At 65.9% G+C, this 18,484-nt stretch carries 19 protein-coding genes, 1 tRNA gene and 1 pseudogene; 8 read left to right on the top strand and 13 right to left on the bottom strand.

Annotated features, from left to right (window positions below; translation table 11 throughout):
• Positions 1–240, top strand: a pseudogene (locus VJ897_RS01225) (hypothetical protein); the annotation flags it as partial.
• A gap of 394 nt (positions 241–634) precedes the next feature.
• Here VJ897_RS01225 and VJ897_RS01220 read toward each other — a convergent pair.
• A tRNA-Ser gene (locus VJ897_RS01220) sits at positions 635–724 on the bottom strand.
• Between the two features lie 252 nt (positions 725–976).
• Here VJ897_RS01220 and VJ897_RS01215 point away from each other — a divergent pair.
• From VJ897_RS01215 to VJ897_RS01185, 7 genes are read left to right on the top strand one after another with little or no spacing between them, the layout of a single operon-like run.
• Complete coding sequence (locus VJ897_RS01215; RefSeq protein ID WP_324052463.1) at positions 977–1,861, top strand: SPOR domain-containing protein; 885 nt, start codon at positions 977–979, stop codon at positions 1,859–1,861.
• Between the two features lie 30 nt (positions 1,862–1,891).
• Positions 1,892–3,082: a D-alanyl-D-alanine carboxypeptidase family protein gene (locus VJ897_RS01210; RefSeq protein WP_324052461.1), complete on the top strand. Its 1,191-nt coding sequence runs from the start codon at positions 1,892–1,894 to the stop codon at positions 3,080–3,082.
• Between the two features lie 27 nt (positions 3,083–3,109).
• Complete coding sequence (tmk, locus tag VJ897_RS01205) at positions 3,110–3,712, top strand: dTMP kinase (RefSeq protein WP_324052459.1); 603 nt, start codon at positions 3,110–3,112, stop codon at positions 3,710–3,712.
• Positions 3,712–4,863: a DNA polymerase III subunit delta' gene (locus VJ897_RS01200; protein ID WP_324052457.1), complete on the top strand. Its 1,152-nt coding sequence runs from the start codon at positions 3,712–3,714 to the stop codon at positions 4,861–4,863. The genes tmk and VJ897_RS01200 overlap by 1 nt, the downstream gene beginning before the upstream one ends.
• A 9-nt stretch (positions 4,864–4,872) precedes the next feature.
• Positions 4,873–5,676, top strand: coding sequence for a TatD family hydrolase (locus VJ897_RS01195; protein WP_324052455.1), 804 nt, complete (start codon positions 4,873–4,875; stop codon positions 5,674–5,676).
• Complete coding sequence (locus tag VJ897_RS01190; RefSeq protein ID WP_324052453.1) at positions 5,676–6,473, top strand: MBL fold metallo-hydrolase; 798 nt, start codon at positions 5,676–5,678, stop codon at positions 6,471–6,473. The genes VJ897_RS01195 and VJ897_RS01190 overlap by 1 nt, the downstream gene beginning before the upstream one ends.
• Positions 6,474–6,479: 6 nt before the next feature.
• Complete coding sequence (locus VJ897_RS01185; protein WP_324052452.1) at positions 6,480–7,409, top strand: AEC family transporter; 930 nt, start codon at positions 6,480–6,482, stop codon at positions 7,407–7,409.
• Positions 7,410–7,466: 57 nt separating this feature from the next.
• Here VJ897_RS01185 and VJ897_RS01180 read toward each other — a convergent pair whose 3' ends face one another.
• The 12 genes from VJ897_RS01180 to VJ897_RS01125 all read right to left on the bottom strand — a co-directional run bounded on the left by VJ897_RS01180 (position 7,467) and on the right by VJ897_RS01125 (position 18,395).
• The gene (locus tag VJ897_RS01180) at positions 7,467–8,858 is read right to left on the bottom strand and encodes an ABC transporter permease (protein ID WP_324052450.1); all 1,392 of its coding nucleotides are present in this window, start codon (positions 8,856–8,858) and stop codon (positions 7,467–7,469) included.
• Between the two features lie 4 nt (positions 8,859–8,862).
• Entirely contained in the window at positions 8,863–10,530 is a 1,668-nt protein-coding gene (locus VJ897_RS01175; RefSeq protein WP_324052448.1) for an ABC transporter permease, read from the bottom strand.
• Positions 10,531–10,635: 105 nt separating this feature from the next.
• Positions 10,636–11,751 carry an extracellular solute-binding protein gene (locus VJ897_RS01170; protein WP_324052446.1) on the bottom strand — a complete coding sequence of 372 codons (1,116 nt, stop codon included), beginning with the start codon at positions 11,749–11,751 and terminating at the stop codon, positions 10,636–10,638.
• A 93-nt stretch (positions 11,752–11,844) separates the two neighbouring features.
• Positions 11,845–12,945, bottom strand: a complete 1,101-nt coding sequence (locus VJ897_RS01165; RefSeq protein ID WP_324052444.1) for an ABC transporter ATP-binding protein — start codon at positions 12,943–12,945, stop codon at positions 11,845–11,847.
• A 317-nt stretch (positions 12,946–13,262) separates the two neighbouring features.
• Positions 13,263–13,904 carry an urease accessory protein UreG gene (gene ureG / locus VJ897_RS01160; RefSeq protein ID WP_324052443.1) on the bottom strand — a complete coding sequence of 214 codons (642 nt, stop codon included), beginning with the start codon at positions 13,902–13,904 and terminating at the stop codon, positions 13,263–13,265.
• Entirely contained in the window at positions 13,901–14,533 is a 633-nt protein-coding gene (locus tag VJ897_RS01155; protein WP_414706642.1) for an urease accessory protein UreF, read from the bottom strand. Before VJ897_RS01155 ends, ureG begins: the two co-directional genes overlap by 4 nt.
• On the bottom strand, positions 14,533–15,021 hold the full coding sequence (locus VJ897_RS01150) for an urease accessory protein UreE (protein WP_324052441.1): 489 nt from the start codon (positions 15,019–15,021) through the stop codon (positions 14,533–14,535). Before VJ897_RS01150 ends, VJ897_RS01155 begins: the two co-directional genes overlap by 1 nt.
• Positions 15,022–15,033: 12 nt before the next feature.
• Positions 15,034–16,740: an urease subunit alpha gene (ureC, locus tag VJ897_RS01145; protein WP_324052439.1), complete on the bottom strand. Its 1,707-nt coding sequence runs from the start codon at positions 16,738–16,740 to the stop codon at positions 15,034–15,036.
• 1 nt (position 16,741) lies between these two features.
• Entirely contained in the window at positions 16,742–17,047 is a 306-nt protein-coding gene (locus VJ897_RS01140) for an urease subunit beta (RefSeq protein ID WP_324052438.1), read from the bottom strand.
• Complete coding sequence (locus VJ897_RS01135) at positions 17,044–17,202, bottom strand: hypothetical protein (RefSeq protein WP_324052437.1); 159 nt, start codon at positions 17,200–17,202, stop codon at positions 17,044–17,046. Before VJ897_RS01135 ends, VJ897_RS01140 begins: the two co-directional genes overlap by 4 nt.
• 43 nt (positions 17,203–17,245) lie before the next feature.
• The gene (locus VJ897_RS01130) at positions 17,246–17,548 is read right to left on the bottom strand and encodes an urease subunit gamma (RefSeq protein WP_324052435.1); all 303 of its coding nucleotides are present in this window, start codon (positions 17,546–17,548) and stop codon (positions 17,246–17,248) included.
• 28 nt (positions 17,549–17,576) lie between these two features.
• Positions 17,577–18,395: an urease accessory protein UreD gene (locus tag VJ897_RS01125; RefSeq protein WP_324052434.1), complete on the bottom strand. Its 819-nt coding sequence runs from the start codon at positions 18,393–18,395 to the stop codon at positions 17,577–17,579.
• Between the last annotated feature and the right edge of the window lie 89 nt (positions 18,396–18,484).

Below are 18,484 nucleotides of genomic sequence, written 5' to 3'. Positions count from 1 at the left end.
CCTACTCGGGAGGCGGGCGAGACCCGAAAAGTAGGAACTGTAGGAAAAGTAGGAACTGTGCGCGCCCCCGATCCTGAAATGACGCCGGAGGAGCTCGCCCGCGACCTTTATGAAGAACGCGCCGCAATCCGTGAATTTTGTGGTGGGCAGGATCGGGCCACAGCCGAGCGGGCCGCGTGGCAAGAGACACAACAGGCGACAGGTGTCGTTTCGCTCGCAGAGTGGCGACGCAAAACGTGACAAAGACTGTTTGATCTTTTGGCCTATTGCAGCTGACGGCTTCTGCCGCGCAGGTCTTCTAGTACATCGAACGGATGGGCAGGCGGTTAGGGTGGGCTGTCGGGGCCCGGTTTTCGAGAAAACCGACGGCGAGGGGTGATGCGACACCGCTCGACCCGACAGTGGAAGGTAGCCCCGACGGCTTCTGGGTATCCACTGCAGGCTCGTCGGTCAACTGTGGCACTGGATCCTGCTTGCAGAGCGACTCTGGCCCTGCTCCCGTTTTCTCCGATCTCAGCCGTGGCAATGCAAGATGTTCCGAGCCGGTCCACGCGAGCGTGAGGGACATCCTGGGGGATGAGCGTATTCTACTTCAGAAAAAATGACTCCGTTTCAACAGCTTGCCTGACTTACTTGGCGGAGGAGGTGGGATTCGAACCCACGGTACGCTTTCACGCACGCCGGTTTTCAAGACCGGTGCAATCGACCACTCTGCCACTCCTCCTGTGTCAGGTCCGAGTAAGGGGATGCGAGCGATTCTGGAAGCGCAAACCGAGGTGTGGAAATCCGCCGAACCGCCTCAACAGTGCTTTCACAAAACGGCACGGCGGGCTACTGTCACTCAAACAGGGGCGCGGCAGATCCGATCCGTGTGGATGGAGTCGCTGGCGATCCGCTGCAGGACCGGCAGACCAATGGCGGGACCGGACCACCGAACCAGAAGACCGGGCAGCCGGCGCGGGAACAAGGGCAAGACATGACAGGCACACATCGAACATCCGCATGCAGGTTCCTGGTTACCGGGGCCCTGCTGATCGCCCTCGCGGGCTGCGACGGCTTCGAGGGATTCGGCCCTGGCGCGGGGACGGCACCGGGCGAAGCAAATGCGCAGGCAGGCGCGGCAGAGGGCCAGTCGGTCCAGTTGGTCGAACGCGACGTCGAGGCGCCCGAGGTCTTCCAGGTGACCGAACCCGGTCTTTGGGACGGGCGCCCCTCGCTGGGCGGGGTCTGGGTGGCACATCCCGGTGTCGATACCCCCGAACGGGTCATCATCCGCAACGAGGAGAATGGCAGCTTCGTGATAGGCGCCCTGTTCCGTCGCGAGCGCGACACGCCCGGGCCGCGGCTTCAGGTTTCCTCGGATGCCGCCGAAGCCCTGGAAATGCTGGCCGGGAGTCCGACCGAGCTCCAGGTGACTGCACTGCGCCGCGAGGAGGTGAGCGAGCCTGATCCGGACCCGACTGCCGATTTCGACAGCCCCGAAGAAATCAGCGCCGCCCCGCTGGACGAGAACGCCGAGACGGACCCGATCGCCGGCGCGGCTCTTGCCATCGAGGCCGCCGAGGCTGGCGCCGGCGCCACCGCGCCCGCCGCAGCCCCTGCCCCTGTCCCGGCCTCCGCCGGCGAATTGGACAAACCCTATGTCCAGATCGGCATCTTCTCGATCGAGGCAAACGCCACCCGCACCGCCGACCGGCTTCGCGGCAACGGCATCGTGCCCACCGTCCTGGAACAGGAAAGCCAGGGCCGGACCTTCTGGCGCGTGATCGTGGGCCCCGCGTCCTCTGCCGGGGACCGCGCCGCCATCCGCGAGCAAGTGCGCGGCATGGGGTTCTCTGACGCCTATTTCGTCACCAACTGATCACCCTTGGCGCCCAAGGACGCACACGCCATGATCCGCCTGATTCCGACGCCTTTTCTGCTGGCCGCCGTGCTCGTGCTCGCCGTGGCGCAAGCCCCGCTGGCGCAGAGTTTCGACACCCGCGCCGAGGCGGCCTACGTGCTGGACCAGACCACCGACACGGTTCTGCTGGAAAAGAACGCGGACCAGCCGCTGCCGCCGGCCTCCATGTCCAAGCTCATGACGCTCTACATGGCCTTCGAAGCCATTGCCGACGGGCGCCTGGGCGTGGATGACGTGCTGCCCGTTTCTCAGCACTGCTTCGAATACCGGGGCTCCACGATGTTCCTCGATCCGAGCGACCGGGTCCGGGTCGAGGACCTGCTGCGCGGGGTCGTGGTGCTCTCGGGCAACGATGCATCCTGCGTACTGGGCGAGGCGCTGTCGCCGGATGGCACCGAGGCGGGCTTCGCTCGCATGATGACCGCCCGCGCAGAGAACCTGGGGATGATGAGTTCAACCTTCATCAATTCCAACGGGTGGCCAGCGGCGGGCCAGCGCATGTCAATGCATGACCTGGGCGTCCTGGCCGACCGGCTCATCACCGATTTCCCGACCTTCTACCCGCTCTTCGCCGAACAGCGCTACGAATTCGACGGCCGCGCGCCGCAGAACGTCCGCAACCGCAATCCGTTGCTGGGGCTGGAGATCGGGGCCGACGGACTCAAGACTGGTCATACCCAGGAGGCAGGCTATGGCCTCGTGGGCAGCGCCAAGCAGGGCGATCGCCGCGTGATCTTCGCGATCACGGGACTGGAAACCGCCCGGGCCCGCGCCGAAGAGGCCGAGAAGATCATCAACTGGGCCTTCCGTCAGTTCGCCGAACGCGGCGTCGCCAAAGCCGGGACACGGCTGGCCGAGGCCGAGGTCTGGATGGGCGAACGCCCCTTCGTAGGTCTCTCGGTGAAAGAGGACCTGTCGATGCTGGTTCCCCTGACGGCATCACGCGACATCGAGGCCGAAGTCATCTACAACGGCCCCGTCGAAGCCCCGATCACCGCGGGCGACGAAATCGCCGAACTGGTGATCCGGCTTGGCGATCTGCCCGAAACGCGCGCCCCACTGGTTGCGGACGAGGACGTGGCGCGCGGCGGCTTCGCCTCGCGGCTGCGGGTCGCCGCCGAGGTGCTGGTGGCCAAGTTCCTTGACAACGAGGGGACCGGGCCCGAGGAAGGCGCCTGAGATCAAGGCATTTCCGGGCGGCCCTGCATGTTCATCACCTTCGAAGGCATCGACGGCTCGGGCAAATCCACCCAGGCGCGGCTGCTGGCCGACCGGCTGCCCGACGCCGTTTTGACCCGCGAACCGGGCGGCAGCCCCGGTGCGGAGGAGATCCGCCGGCTGCTGCTGACCGGGGACACTGACCGCTGGTCGGCCGAGACCGAGATCCTGCTGTTCACCGCCGCCCGACGCGACCACCTCGAAAAGACCATCCAGCCCGCGCTGGCCGCGGGCAGGACCGTGATCTGCGACCGCTTCGCCGATTCCACCCGCATCTACCAGGGCGCCACCCGTGGCGCGCTGCGCGCCACGGTGGATCGCCTGCACGCGCTGATGATCGGGCGCGAACCTGACCTGACCTTTGTCATCGACATGGACCCCGGCCTCGCGCTGGATCGCGGCCTGGCCCGCGGTTCGGGCGAGGACCGTTTCGAGGAATTCGGACTCGGCTTCCAGGAAACGCTGCGCCATGGCTTTCTTCACCTGGCCCGGGACCACCCGGATCGCTGCGTGGTCATCGACGGGAACCGGGATGCGCAGGCCGTGGCCGCCGAGGTCGCCGCGCAGCTGGCCGCGCGCGAGGGGGCCTGATGGCCACTGCCCCCGAGGACCGCCCCCTGCCCGACCAGGTCGAGGGCGCACCGCACCCGCGCGAGACTCGCACCCTCTATGGCCAGCAGGCCGCCGAGGCCGAGTTCCTGGACAGTTTCAACACCGGGCGGCTGCACTCGGGGTGGCTTATCACCGGGCCGCGCGGCGTGGGAAAGGCGACGCTGGCCTGGAAGATTGCCGGGTTCCTTCTGTCGCAACCCCGCGCGGAGACAGAGGACGGGCTGTTCGGCGATGCGCCGCCAGAGCCTGACCGGCTGGATGTCGATCCAGAACACCCCGACATGCGGCTTCTGGCCTCGGGCGCGCATCCGCGGCTGTTCGTGCTGCGGCGGGCCTGGGAAGAAAAGACCGAAAAGCTCAAGACCGTGATCACGGTCGAGGAGGTCCGCAAGCTGCGCGGGTTCTTCGGCATGTCCGCCGCCGATGGCGGTCGGCGGGTGGTGATCGTGGACGCCGCCGACGAGATGAACGTGAACGCCGCCAACGCAATCCTCAAGCTGCTGGAAGAACCGCCCGAGGGGGCCACGGTGCTGATGGTGGCGCATCAGCCGTCTCGGCTGCTGCCGACGATCCGGTCGCGCTGCCGGGTGCTGCGCTGCGGTTTGCTGACCCCCGACGACATGGGACACGCCCTGGCGCAGGCCGACAGCCACACGGACGCCCCCGCGGCGCTGGCCGCGCTTACCGGCGGCTCGGTGGGCGAGGCGATCCGCCTGGTCAACCTCGACGGGCTGGCAATCTATGGCGAACTGGTCAGCTTGGTTGACGCGCCCGCCGGGTTCGACCGGCCAAGGGCGATCAAGCTGGCCGAAACCAGCGCGGGCCGGGGCAGCGATGCCCGCTTCACGCTGACGCTGGACCTGATCGACCGGTTCCTGTCGCGGGCCGCGCGGACCGGGCTGGAGGGACCCCCAACCGACCAGGCCGCCCCCGGGGAGGCCCGCTTGCTGGCCCGCCTCGCCCCCGATGCCAGCGCCGCGCGTGCCTGGGCCGACCTCGCGCAAGAGGTCTCGGATCGCACCCGCCACGGCAAGGCCGTCAACCTTGACCCTGCCCTTCTCATTCTAGATACCCTGTTCAGGATCGAGCAGACGGTGCAAAGCACCACCGCGAATACCACCACAGCCTGACGGGGTGAAATGACCCACGCGCGACTCGTCGATAGCCATTGCCACCTTGATTTCCCCGATTTCGAGGGCGAACTGCCCGATGTCATCGCACGGGCAAAGGCGGCAGGCGTGGCGCGCATGGTCACCATCTGCACGCGCCTGCGCCATGAACCCAGGGTCCGCGCCATCGCCGAAGCGCATGACCCCGTCTTCTACGCCGCGGGAACCCACCCGATGAGCGCCGCCGAGGAGCCGCTGGCAGCGGTCGATGACCTTGTCGCGCTGGCCCGGCACGCCAAGTTCGTCGGCATCGGCGAAACCGGGCTTGATTACCACTACACCGCCGACAGCGCCGAAGCGCAGCGGCAATCCCTGCGCGTCCATATCGACGCGGCGCGCGAGACCGGGCTGCCCCTGATCATCCATGCCCGCGACGCGGATACGGACATGGCCGCGATACTGCGCGAGGGCTATGACAACGGCGCCTATCCTTGCGTCATGCACTGCTATTCCTCTGGCCCTGAGCTGGCGTGCGCGGCGCTGGAGATGGGGTTCTACCTGTCCATGTCCGGCATCGCGACCTTCCCCAAGTCGCAAGAGGTCCGCGACATCTTTGCCGCGGCGCCGGTGGACCGGGTTCTCGTGGAAACCGACAGCCCCTACCTGGCGCCGCCGCCGCATCGCGGACGCCGCAACGAACCGGCCTACACCGCGCATACCGCCGCGGTCGGGGCCGAAGTTTTCGGCATGGACTATGACGATTTCGCCCGGCAAACGACGGATAACTTCGACCGGCTGTTTGCAAAGGCCGCCCGTTGGCAGGCAGCCGCCTGATGGGTGAAACACGTCTGCGCATATTGGGCTGCGGCTCCTCGGGGGGCGTGCCCCGCCTGGGCGGGCACTGGGGAGATTGCGATCCCGACGATCCGCGCAACCGCCGCACCCGCTGTTCGCTGCTGGTCACGCAGCAGGGGCCGAACGGCGTTACACGGGTGCTCATCGATACCTCGCCCGACCTGCGTCAGCAGTTGCTGGACGCGGGTATCGGCGAACTCGACGCCGTGCTGTATACCCATTCGCATGCCGACCACGTACACGGGTTGGACGACCTGCGCATGATCGTCTTCAACATGCGGCGCCAACTGCCGGTCTGGACCGACGGCGATACCGGCCAGCAGCTGTTGTCGCGTTTCGGCTATGCCTTCGTGCAGCCCGAAGGATCGCCCTATCCGCCGATCTGCAACCTCCACACCATTGACGGCGACGTGACCATAGAGGGCGCGGGCGGGCCGATCACCTTCACACCCTTCGCGGTGGATCACGGATCAATCGAGGCGCTCGGGTTCCGTATCGGCAACGCGGCGTACCTGCCCGACGTCGCCGATATTCCGGACGCGGCCTGGCCACACCTGGAGGGGCTGGACCTTTGGATCCTCGACGCGCTGCGCCGTGACCCGCACCCGACCCATGCCCACCTTGCCAAGAGCCTGGAATGGATCGCGCGCGCCGCGCCGGACCGCGCGGTGCTGACCAACATGCACATCGACCTGGATTGGGCAACGGTGGATGCCGAGACACCCGCAAATGTCATACCCGCCCATGACGGGATGGTCCTGTCCCTGAAGGACTGAGGCGACATGGCGCCCCTGGCCACGGTCATCCTGCCGGTCTTCCTCGTGGTGGGAGTCGGCTACTTGGCCCGTTGGCGCGGATGGATGACCGACAGCGGCATCGACGGGCTGATGAAATTTGCCCAGGACATCGCCATTCCGCTGCTGCTGTTCCGGGCGATCGCGACCCTCGACCTGGGCCGGGACTTTGACGGGCCGCTGCTGCTGTCGTTCTACTGCGGGGCGTTGGCGGGGTTCCTGGCCGGACTGACCGGGGCACGGCTCTTGTTCCGGCGCGACTGGGAAGAAAGCGTCGCCATCGGGTTTATCGGGCTGTTCTCGAACACGCTACTGCTGGGCCTGCCGATCACCGAGCGGGCCTATGGCGCCGACGCGCTGACATCGAACTACGCCATCATCGCCCTGCACGCGCCCTTTTGCTATGCCTTGGGCATCACCGCGATGGAGATTGCGCGGGCGGGCGGCACCTCGGCGCGCGCACTCCCGGGCAAGGCGCTGCGGGCGATCTTGTCCAACGCGCTGGTGCTGGGGATCGGCGCAGGCTTCCTGGTGAACCTGGCCGGGATCGCCCTGCCGGCGGTGCTGACCGATGCTGTCGACCTTCTGGTTCGAGCGGGCCTTCCGGCGGCCCTCTTCGGACTTGGTGGAGTGCTGCATCGCTATCGCCCCGAGGGAGACATGCGCGTGATCCTTTACGTTTGCGCGATTTCGCTGCTGCTTCATCCGGCAATCACACTTGGCCTGGGCCGGGTCATGGGCCTTTCGAACGAGGCCCTGCGCTCGGCCGTGATTACGGGGGCCATGGCACCGGGCGTCAACGCCTATCTCTTCGCCAATCTCTACGGCGTGGCCAAGCGCGTTGCAGCTTCGGCGGTTCTGATCGGGACGGGTCTGACGATGCTCAGCGCGACGGTCTGGCTGTCGGTCCTGCCCTGAACGGAAAAAGGCCGCGCCCCTTGGCGCGGCCCCCTGCTGCATGTCCTGCGACAATCCTCAGCCCGGGCTCATTCCGCGCAGTCGCTCGGAACGGCGCCGCAGAAGCTCCACGGTCGTCAACAGGCAGATCGAGATGGTCACCAGGATCGTCGCCGCCGCGAGGATTGTCGGACTGATCTGTTCGCGCAGCCCGGTAAACATCTGCCACGGCAGGGTCTGCTGCTGGGCGGACCCGACGAAAAGCACGACCACCACCTCGTCAAAGGACGTGATGAAAGCAAAGAGCCCCCCCGAGATCACCCCGGGCAGGATCAGCGGCATCTGCACCCGGAAGAAGGTCGTCACGGGGTTTGCCCCCATGTTTGCCGCCGCGCGTGTCAGAGACTTGTCGAAGCCGACCAACGTGGCCGTCACGGTGATTATGACGAACGGCACGCCGAGCGCGGCGTGTGCCAGGATCACCTTGACGTAGCCGACGAAGGTCTGGTTCAGGCCGAGGTTCGCCTGCAGCCAGTTGCCCAGCGGCGCGTAGAAGAAGAACATGCCGGTCGCCGAGATGATCAGCGGCACGATCATCGGAGAAATCAGGATAGCCATGATCGCCTGACGCCCGGGCACATGGGTCTGCGACAGGCCGATGGCGGCGAGCGTCCCAAGGCTGACCGATATCAATGTCGCGAAGGGTGCGATAATCAGCGAGTTCTTGAGCGGGGTCATCCACTCGGCCCCCGAAACGCCCCACATCTTGCCGACCACGACGCCGATCAGCGCACCGACAACGCCGTAGACCAGAATCTTGGTCAGGCCGCGCTGGGCGTTGGGCAGCAATTGCACCAGCCCGCCCAGGACCGCGCCAATGACCACGCCGTAAAGGATGCCCTGTACCGGGTGGCCGCCGCCACTGAAGAATTCGCGGTAGTGCTTCAGGCTGTAGCCCTCGGCCTGGAAAGCCAGCATTTCCGGGGTGAACGTGAAGAAATTCTCGGCATTGAAGCTCAGCCACATGACCGGGATCAGCGGCGCGATCAGGAAGAAAAACACGAAGGCACAGATGAACAGGAAGATGTTGTGCCAGAGCGTTTGCCCGGCGGTGTAGTAGATCGGCACGCCGGCGCGATATTGCCCCGACCCGATCCAGGTGCCGAACCAGCCCATCGACAGGCCCATGACCGCCCCGCCCACAAGGCCGCCCAGGCCACCCGCGACAAGGCCGACGATCGCAAAGAGCGCGCAGGTGCCCCAGATCTTCTGCCAGAGCCGCACCTGGACGATCCGTGCAAGGATACCGGCGAGGATGGCGCCGATCACGGCCCCGCTCGCGAAACCCAGCCAGGCCTCGCCAAAGATGTTTCCGGTAACGAAGCCGAAGCAGGCCCCCAGCACGGCCACCACGGGCATGGTGAAGGTCAGCAGCGGCGGGCGTTCCACGTTCACGGTCAAAGTGCTCATGAGATCAGCCCCCCAATTTCACGTTGTCGATACCGACGATCCGGTCGTAGAGCCAGTAAAGCACCAGCACCACCACCAGCAGGATAGAGCCCAGGGCGGCCGCGAGGCCCCAATTGAGCGAGCTGGAAATGTGGTAGGCGATCCGGTTCGAGATGAAGACGCCATCGGTGCCGCCGACGATCTCGGGCGTGATGTAGTAGCCGATCGACAGGATGAATACGAGGATAGAGCCCGCCCCGATGCCCGGAACCGACTGCGGGAAGTAGACCCGCCAGAAGGCCACGAAGTTGGTCGCACCCAGCGACTTGGCCGCCCGCAGGTAGGACGGGTCGATGGTCTTCATCACCGAGTAGAGCGGCAGGATCATGAACGGCAGCAGGATGTGCGTCATGGCGATGATCGTCCCGGTCTGGTTGTTCATCAGGATCAATCGGTTGGCATCATCCACGAAGCCCAGCCAGACGAGGATCTCGTTGATGACCCCCTGTTGTTGCAGCAGCACCTTCCACGCAGACGTCCGCACCAGGAGCGAGGTCCAGAAGGGCAGCAGGACAAGGATCATCAACACGTTGGCCGTGCGCAGCGGCAGGTTTGCCAGCAGCCAGGCCACCGGGTAGCCCAGCAGGATGCAGGACCCGGTGATGACCAGCGACATGAAGAGCGTCCGGTTGAACAGCTTGATATAGAGCTGACGGTCTTCGGGCTGGGCCTCGACCCCGTCGGTCCCGAGCTTCATGTCGATGGCGGTGAGGAAATACCCCGGCGTGTAGTTGGGCGAGTAGACGGAAATCGTCCCCCAGACCTCGGGGTCAAGCCAATCCTCGTCCAATTCGGCGAAGGCTTCGCGAAAGGTCGTCTCGGGCAACCTGTCTAGATTGGCGACCACCGCTTGAAGTTGCGCGGCGCCGGGACCGTCGTAATCGGCAATGGCGGCGACGGTTTCGGGATTGCGCAGGTCCATGCCCAGCGCACCATAAACCGCTTCCCAGGGCTCCTCCTCGGCCACGACATCCTCGTCCACGAGGGCCGTCCAGATGGCGAAGTCGGTATAGGCGGTGGTCGTCCAGGGCAGCAGGTCGATCATGGCCTGCGAGGGCACGAAACCGACGTCACCTTCCAGGGGGTCGCCTTCCTGCGCCTCCCACATGCCGCGGCGTTCCTCCAAAAGGCCCTCGCCGCCCGCGCCGTTCATCATGTCATACCAGAAATCCGCCTCCTCGAAGGCCGGATCGATCTCTTCGAGCGGGTCCTGAAAGGCCTCGCCGATGTCATCGACATTGCGGCCCGAACTCCGGAACAGCGACGACAGCCCGGTCTGTTCGTAATTCAGGCGCGAGCCGAGCTTGGTATGCTCCTTGGCCTCCTCGGCATTGAAAAGGTCGATGAAGAGATGTTGATACACCAGTTCGTCGGGCGCCTCACCGCTGTCGATGTCCCAGTCCTGGATCGCCGCGACGGTGCCGGGCAGAGTGTCCGACACGATCTGGTTCTCGACCGAACGGAACAGCATGGACAGGATCGGGATGATGAAGGTCAGCACGACGAAAAACAGCAATGGCGCGATCAGCGCGAGGGCGCGCAACTTCTCTCGCCGTAGGGCCTTGGCCAGACTTTGCTTGAGCGGCGAGCCGTCGGCGGCCAGCACCGGGCCGGTATCTGTGCTATCACTCATCGTTTCCCCGTCGATCTGCCGGATTTCCGGTCTGTATTCTTAAAGGTCCAAACGAATTGGAAGTGTGGAGGGGCCGGCTTGCCGGCCCCTCCGAAAGGCAAGCCCTTACTGGGCCAGCCAGGACTGGAACTTGGCGTCGATGTCGTCGCGATAGTCGGCCCAGAAGCCGTAGTTGAACACGAAGACATTCTCGCTATTGGCCGGGGCAGTCGGCATGTGGGGTCCCATCGGGATGCCCAGTTCGGCATGGTCGCCGACCAAGGGCGCCGAGGAGTCACGGGCCGGACCGTAGGAGATGTAGGCCGCCTGGTCGGCCAAACGCTGCGTGTCGGTGGCGAAGTAGAGGAAGTCCTCCACACGGGCCAGCCGCTCGTCGGACAGGCCGGTGGGGATGATCCACCCGTCAAGGTCGAAGACCTGCGCGTCCCACATCATCTCGATCGGCTGATCCTGCTCCTCGATCGCCGAGAAGAGGCGCCCGTTGTAGGTCGAGCCCATGAAGACCTCGCCATCGGCAAGCAGCTGCGGCGTGTCAGCGCCGGCGGACCACCAGATCACGTCGTCCTTGATGGTATCCAGCTTGGCGAGCGCCTGATCCTGGCCGTCTTCGGTGGCCAGCACGTCGTAGATCTCGTCCTTGGGCACACCATCGCAGAGCAGCGCCCATTCCATGGTGTTGATCGGACGCGATTCAAGCGACCGCTTGCCCGGATAGGTCTCCAGATCGAACACGTCGCAGATGTCGTCGGGGGCGTCGACGCCCTCGGGCACCATGTCCGAGCGATAGCCGAAGGTGATCGAATAAACGATTTGCGGGATGAAGCAGTCGCTGACGATCAGGTCGCCGAAGTCGTCGCTGGCGTCGGTGCCATCGGGCGCGGGCGCCAGGAGTTCATCGTGGTCCACTTCCATCGCCAGGCCTTCGTCGCAAAGGCGCAGCGCGTCGGCGGCGACCACGTCGACCAGGTCCCAGGTGATGTTGCCGGCCTCGTTCATGGCGCGCAGCTTGGCCACGGCCTCGTTCGAGGATTCATCCCAGGTGATCGAAACGTCGGGATTCATTTCCATGTAGGGCTTGGCATAGGCCTCGATCTGCGAGTTCTGGTAGGCGCCGCCCCAGCTGACGAGTGTCATGTCGTCGACCATGTGGGCTTCGGCGCCGGCCATGGAGCCAGCGGCGCAAAGCGCGGTCGTCGCGGTAAGTGTCTTGAGAAGTTTCATTTCATACTCCCGTATGTCTCCCGGTTTCATTGGGTTTGCGGGACCGGCAACCGGGTCTGGGCCGCTCCACGCTTGACATGCACCCGACCACGTTCAGAGGTCGAGCGCACGACAGTCCTCGGCCAGCCAGCCAATCTTGATGTTCTGGCCCGGCTCAAGGCGTTGCTGATCTGGGGCGTTGCGGGTCTTGATGATGAAATCATCCTGCCCGGCCACCCGAAGCCGCGTGCGGAAGATGTCACCCATGTAGATGAACTCCAGCACCTCGGCATCGAGGGTGTGCGCGCCTTCCTGCAGGCGCGACTGGTCGATCTCGACCCGTTCGGGGCGGATCGAAACGAGTGTCCTGTCGCCGACCTTGTCGACATTGACGGGTTTGGCATCGATGATCTCGCCATCGTCGAGTTCCACGATGCAGGTCTCGCCCTTGATTTCCTTGATGGTACCTTCGAGCGTGTTGTTCTCGCCGATGAACTGCGCGACGAAGCTGTTCTGCGGGCTCTCGTAAAGCTCGTCAGGCGGGGCCAGCTGCTGGATGCGGCCGTCGTCGAAAACGGCTACCCGGTCAGACATGGTCAGCGCCTCGGTCTGGTCGTGGGTGACGTACACCGTGGTGATCCCGAGGTTGTGGGCCAGGTGGGTGATCTCGAACTGCATCTTCTCTCGCAGCTGCTTGTCGAGCGCGCCAAGCGGCTCGTCCATCAACACAAGCTCGGGCTCGAACACCAGCGCGCGGGCCAGCGCGACCCGCTGCTGCTGGCCACCCGACAACTGCGCCGGGCGCCGGCCGCCGAAGTCGCCCATCTCGACCATGTCGAGCGCGCGCTTGATCTTTTCCTCGCGGTCGGACTTGCCCATGCCACGCACTTCCAGCGGGAAGGACAGGTTCTCGGCGATCGTCATGTGTGGGAACAGCGCATAATTCTGGAAGACCATGCCGATCCCGCGCTTGTGCGGCGGGATGTCGTTGATCGACTTGCCGCCCAGCCGGATATCGCCGTGGGTCGCGGTCTCGAAGCCGGCAAGCATCATAAGGCAGGTCGTCTTGCCCGAGCCGGACGGCCCGAGCATCGTCAGGAATTCGCCACGTGGCATGTCGAGGTTGAGATCTTTGACGACGAGCATTTCGCCGTCGTAGCTTTTCTGCACGCGTTCGAATTCCACGAACGCATCGTTGGATGCACCATCGGCCAAGCCGTGTCTCCCTGTTACCTGGCAGCTTGTCGCTGCACTTGCGTTTCCAGACTAAAGCAATCCGGAGGCCGGATTGCAACGGATTAGATGATTGTCTCAGCCGTAGACCGTGATTATCGGCTTTTGGCCTGAATTTTTATGTTTAAATGCACTTTTCTCCGGCGTCATTGCGTCCATGAAGGCATTTCTCCTTGGATCAAATGCCGAGCAGCTTTGCGTTTCACCCCCAATTCGGCCCTCCTGCCGCCGGTCTGGACGCCATGTCTCGGTCCAGGCGCCCGGGTGCGGCGCCTGTTCTGGCAGCGGGGCGCGCACGCTCAGGACGCCCTGTCGAGGGCGACTGGCAAGCCCCCTTCCGCGACAAGGAACCGGACGACGCGGTCCAGCCCCACACCACGGTTCAGCTGGGCCAACACGTGCGGCCGACCCTGCCGCGCCCGCCGTGTGTCGGCCTCCAGCCGGTCGGTATCGACGCCCACGTGGGGCGCAAGGTCGATCTTGTTGACCACCAGCATGTCCGATTTGACCAGCCCCGGTCCGCGTTTGCGCGGAATGTCCTGACCTGCGGCGGTGTCGATGACATAGATGCTCAGGTCGGCCAGTTCCGGGCTGAAGGTGGCCGCCAGGTTGTCACCCCCGGATTCGATCAGCACAAGGTCCAGATCCGGAAAGGCCTCGGTCAATTCGGCCACGGCGGCAAGGTTGATCGAGGCATCCTCGCGGATCGCGGTATGCGGGCAGCCGCCCGTCTCGACCCCCCGGATGCGCTCGCCGGGCAGTACCTGCGCGCGCATCAGCGCCTCGGCATCCTCGCGCGTGTAGATGTCGTTGGTGACCACCGCCATGGAGCAGCGTGGCGCCAACGCTCGCGCCAACCCCTCGGTCAGGGTCGTCTTGCCAGCCCCCACGGGGCCGCCGATGCCCACGCGCAGCGGGCCATTCATGGATGATGTGGTCATGTGCGGCAGATCCTCACCTCTTGCGTTTCATGGGTCATCGCGGCCAGATCCCCGGCCAGCGCGCATCCGCCCAGCGCCTCGAGCGGGGCGTCGGCAGCCCGCGCGGCGATCCCGGGCAAGCGCGGCGCAAGCCGGTCCAACACCGCCTGTCCTTCGGTCTGGCCCAACGGGACAAGACGCGTCGCAATCGTCACCAGGTTGCCGGTGAAGGCCTGCAGATAAAGCGCGATCACGTCTTCGGCAGGCACGTCAAGCGGCGCGGCAGCCTCTCCGACCGCCACGGGCAGCAACCGCGCGGGCATGTCGCGCCCGGTGATCCCGGCCACCGTCCGCGCAAAAGCCATGCCCTGTTCTCGCGTCTCTTGCAGGCGTTCGGCACAGGGCTGGAGCGCGCGCGCCAGATCGTCCGTCGGCTCGGCCGCGCCGGCCAGGGCGTGCGCCAGCAGGACCGCGTCCTGCCAGCCAGCGCCAAAGTCCAGCAGGTTGCCCAGCCAGGCCTCCAAAGCGGGCGCATCGGCGACCGTGCCCGCCGCGATGGCGGCCTCCAGCCCGTGCGAATAGGCGTAGCTGCCGACCGGGAAGGCCGGCGAAAGCCATTGCACCACTTTCAAGTGCGCGGGCGTCAGCATCAGCCAGGTCCGTGTTCATGCGTGTGGCCATGGTCGTGCCCCATGGTGCGACCCTTGCCATATGCGCCGCCTTCCGGGCGAAAGGGGCCGGTGACGGGGCCCAGGTCCGCCCCCAGCCGGGCCAGCATCGCCTCGATCACCGGATCGCGGCGGATCACCAGGTGATCGACGCCGATCTGGCATGGCGTATGCCGGTTCCCGATATGCCAGGCCAGACGGGCCAGATCGCCGCGCACCTCGACCAGATCCTCGGGGGCCGCCGCGACGGCCACCGCCCGCCCATCGCCCAGCACAAGGCCCCAGTGATCGTCCAGGTTGGTCAGGTCGGGCAGGTCCACCAGGAAGGCAAGCCCGCCCTGCCCCACCAGCCGTTTGCGGCGCAACAGCCGCCCGTCATAATCCAGCAGAACGGTATCGGCCACGTCAGGCACCGGCGCCGACAGCAGCGCACGCGCCACGGGCAGTTCGGTCAGATCGGACTCTGGCATGGTGGGGCCTCCTCAGAACAGGAAATAGCGTTGCGCCAGCGGCAGCTCCTCGGCCGGCGCGCAGGTCAGAACCGCGCCATCGGCGCGCACCTCGTAGGTCTCGGGGTCGACCTCGACCTCGGGTGTCAGGTTGTTGTGGATCATGTCGCGCTTGCCGATGCTGCGGGTGTTCGACACCGGCAGGGTGTCCTTTGCCAGCCCGAGCGCGGCGCCGATCCCGTCGTCATGGGCCGCGCCGCTGACAAAGGTGACCGAAGACCGCTCCAACGCCCGGCCCAGCGCCCCGAACATGGGCCGCGCGTGCACCGGTTCGGCGGGGACCGAGCCATTGGGGTCCCCCATCTGGGCCATCACGATGGACCCGCCCATGACCACCATGTCTGGCTTGGCGCCAAAGAAGGCAGGGTCCCAGAGGCACAGGTCGGCGCGCTTGCCAACCTCGATGCTGCCAATATGCGTGCTCAACCCGTGCACGATTGCCGGGTTGATCGTGTATTTCGCGATGTAACGCTTGACGCGGGCATTGTCGTTCTCCCCGGTCTCCTCTGGCAGGCGGCCGCTCTGGCGGCGCATCTTGTCGGCGGTCTGCCAACAGCGCAGCACGACCTCGCCCACGCGGCCCATGGCCTGGCTGTCCGAGGAAATGACCGAGAAGGCGCCCATGTCGTGCAGAATGTCCTCTGCGGCGATGGTCTCACGCCGGATGCGGCTTTCGGCAAAGGCGACATCCTCGGGGATCGCCTTGTCGAGGTGGTGACAGACCATCAGCATGTCGAGGTGTTCCTCGATTGTGTTGACGGTATAGGGCATGGTCGGATTGGTCGAAGAGGGCAGCACGTTCTGCGTGCCGACGACCTTCATGATGTCAGGGGCATGGCCGCCGCCCGCGCCCTCGGTGTGATAGGCGTGAATGGCCCGGCCCTTGAAGGCCGCCAACGTGTTCTCGACGAAGCCGCTCTCGTTTAGGGTGTCGGTATGGATCATCACCTGGATGTCCATGTCCTCGGCCACCGACAGGCAGCAGTCGATGGCGCCGGGCGTGGTGCCCCAGTCCTCGTGCAGCTTGAGTGCGCAAGCCCCGGCGCGGACCTGCTCGGCCAGCGCGCCGGGCAGGCTGGCGTTGCCCTTGCCCGCGAAGGCGAGGTTCATCGGCAGCGCATCGGCGGCCTGCAACATCCGCCCGATGTGCCAGGGGCCGGGCGTGCAGGTGGTGGCCAGCGTGCCGTGGGCCGGGCCGGTGCCGCCGCCCAGCATGGTGGTGATCCCTGAATGCAGCGCGTCCTCGACCTGTTGGGGACAGATGAAGTGGATGTGCGCGTCAAAGCCCCCGGCGGTCAGGATCTTGCCCTCGCCGGCGATGACCTCGGTCCCCGGGCCGATGACGATATCCACATTGGGCTGGGTGTCGGGGTTGCCAGCCTTGCCGATGGCGGCGATCCGCCCGTCGCGCAGGCCAACGTCGGCCTTGTATATGCCCGTATGATCGAGGATCAGCGCATTGGTGATGACGGTGTCCACCGCGCCCTCGGCGCGGGTCGCCTGAGACTGGCCCATCCCGTCGCGGATCACCTTTCCGCCGCCAAACTTCACCTCTTCGCCGTAGGTGGTGAAATCCTTTTCGACCTCGATCACCAGTTCCGTGTCGGCCAGCCGAAGCCGGTCGCCTGTGGTGGGACCGTACATGCTGGCATAATGGGCGCGGGACAGGGTGCGTGGCATATCAGATATCTCCCATGACCTGCTGGTTGAAGCCGAAGACGCGCCGCGCCCCGCCGTAGGGCACAAGGCGCACCTCGCGGGTCTGGCCCGGCTCGAAGCGCACCGCCGTGCCCGCTGGAATGTCAAGCCGCAGACCCCGCGCGGCGGTGCGATCGAAGGACAGGCCGGAGTTTGCCTCGGCAAAGTGATAGTGACTGCCTACCTGGACCGGTCGGTCGCCGGTGTTGGCGACTTCCAGCACGGTGACATCGGCGCCCGCGTTCAGAGTGATCTCGCCCTGCGCCGGAAAGACCTCTCCGGGGATCATTTGCGGCCCCGCCCGATGGCGTAGCCCCCGGCCAGTGCAAGCAGTCCGACCAGCATCAGCCACACCGCATCAATCCCATGCGGGTGCATGTGCGCGCCGGTATGGGCCTGCGCGAGGCTCGGCAGCATCAGCAGAAGGGGCAGAAGAAAACGCATTGGATCGGTCCTTGTCCTGAGGGGTTGCGGGTAACTTGGCAAATCAGCGGATGGGGTCGTGAACGGTCACCAGCTTTGTGCCGTCGGGAAAGGTGGCCTCGACCTTGACCGAGGGGATCATCTCGGGAATGCCCGCCATGCAATCATCGGCGGCCACCACGTGGGCGCCTGCCTCCATCAGGTCGGCGACGCTACGGCCCTCGCGTGCCCCCTCGACCACGAAATCCGAGATCAACGCGATGGCCTCGGGGTGGTTGAGCTTGACACCGCGGGCCTTGCGCCCGCGTGCCACCATTGCGGCAACCGAGATCAGCAGCTTGTCCTTTTCGCGTCGGGTCAGGTTCATCGAGGGGCTCTTTTCTGTCGGGTGGGGATCATGTCTGCCAGACGCGCGGCAGCGGGCCGGGCCGCAGAACCTCAAGCAATCGCACGACCTGGCGGCGCAGGGGCCAGCCGTCGACGGCCATCAACCGGATCAGCAGCTTGCCGTCGAAGGCCGAGGCGCCGCCGCGCGTGCCCGGCTCGTCCAGCGCCGCGCGGACGGGGGCCAGCGCGTCCGGCGCGCCGGGGGCGACCAGTGCCACCGTGGCAATGGCGCGGGCACCCTCCAGCACGGCCGGACCGGCGGGCAACGTCGCCGGGGTGATATGCAGCGGCTCGACCAGCAGTGGCCGACCGTCGCGCAGGACACGGCGGGTATCGCGCAAGTGCAGAGCTGCCGGACGCTCGCCCATGGCGGCACGGCCCAGCACCAGCATTTCCAGCATCAAGCAAGTCGCATCCGCGGCCAGGTCGATCCTGGTCTCGCGCCGCAGGTCGCTGCGATCGAACAGGATCGTCTCCTGCGGGAGCCAGTCCAGATGTCCCCCGGGGCCGACCCTGTGCCGCACCTCGACGGCCGCCGACCCGCCGGGGCTGCGATAGGCGCGTTCGGCGGTCTGGGTGGTGCCGGTCGCATGCACGCCCGCGCCAAGGTCAAGACGACAGGTCAACCGGTCGCCCTCCGTCAGCCCTCCCGAGGTGTTCAGAAATACCACCTCGGGGCCCATCTCGCCGGGATGCACGAAAGCCTTGGCTGAGCCCGACTGGTGCAACCGGTCAAGGCGGCCCCGCCGCGGCCCGGCGCGCAGCGCCACGTGGGCGGCGCCGCGGCTTCGCTCCTGTGGCATTGCCGGGACGGTCTGGAGGGTCATTGCATGGTCCTTTGGGCAGTCCCGCCCGACCCTATCGCGGCGCGCCCGGACCACCACCGCAGCCGCCGCCGCACCCCCGCTCCGGCGGT

It is taken from the genome of Salibaculum sp. (assembly GCF_035270045.1).
Lineage (GTDB): Bacteria > Pseudomonadota > Alphaproteobacteria > Rhodobacterales > Rhodobacteraceae > Salibaculum.
The sequence above is the reverse complement of the archived record's forward strand: the minus strand, read 5'-3'. Positions and strand labels throughout refer to the sequence as shown.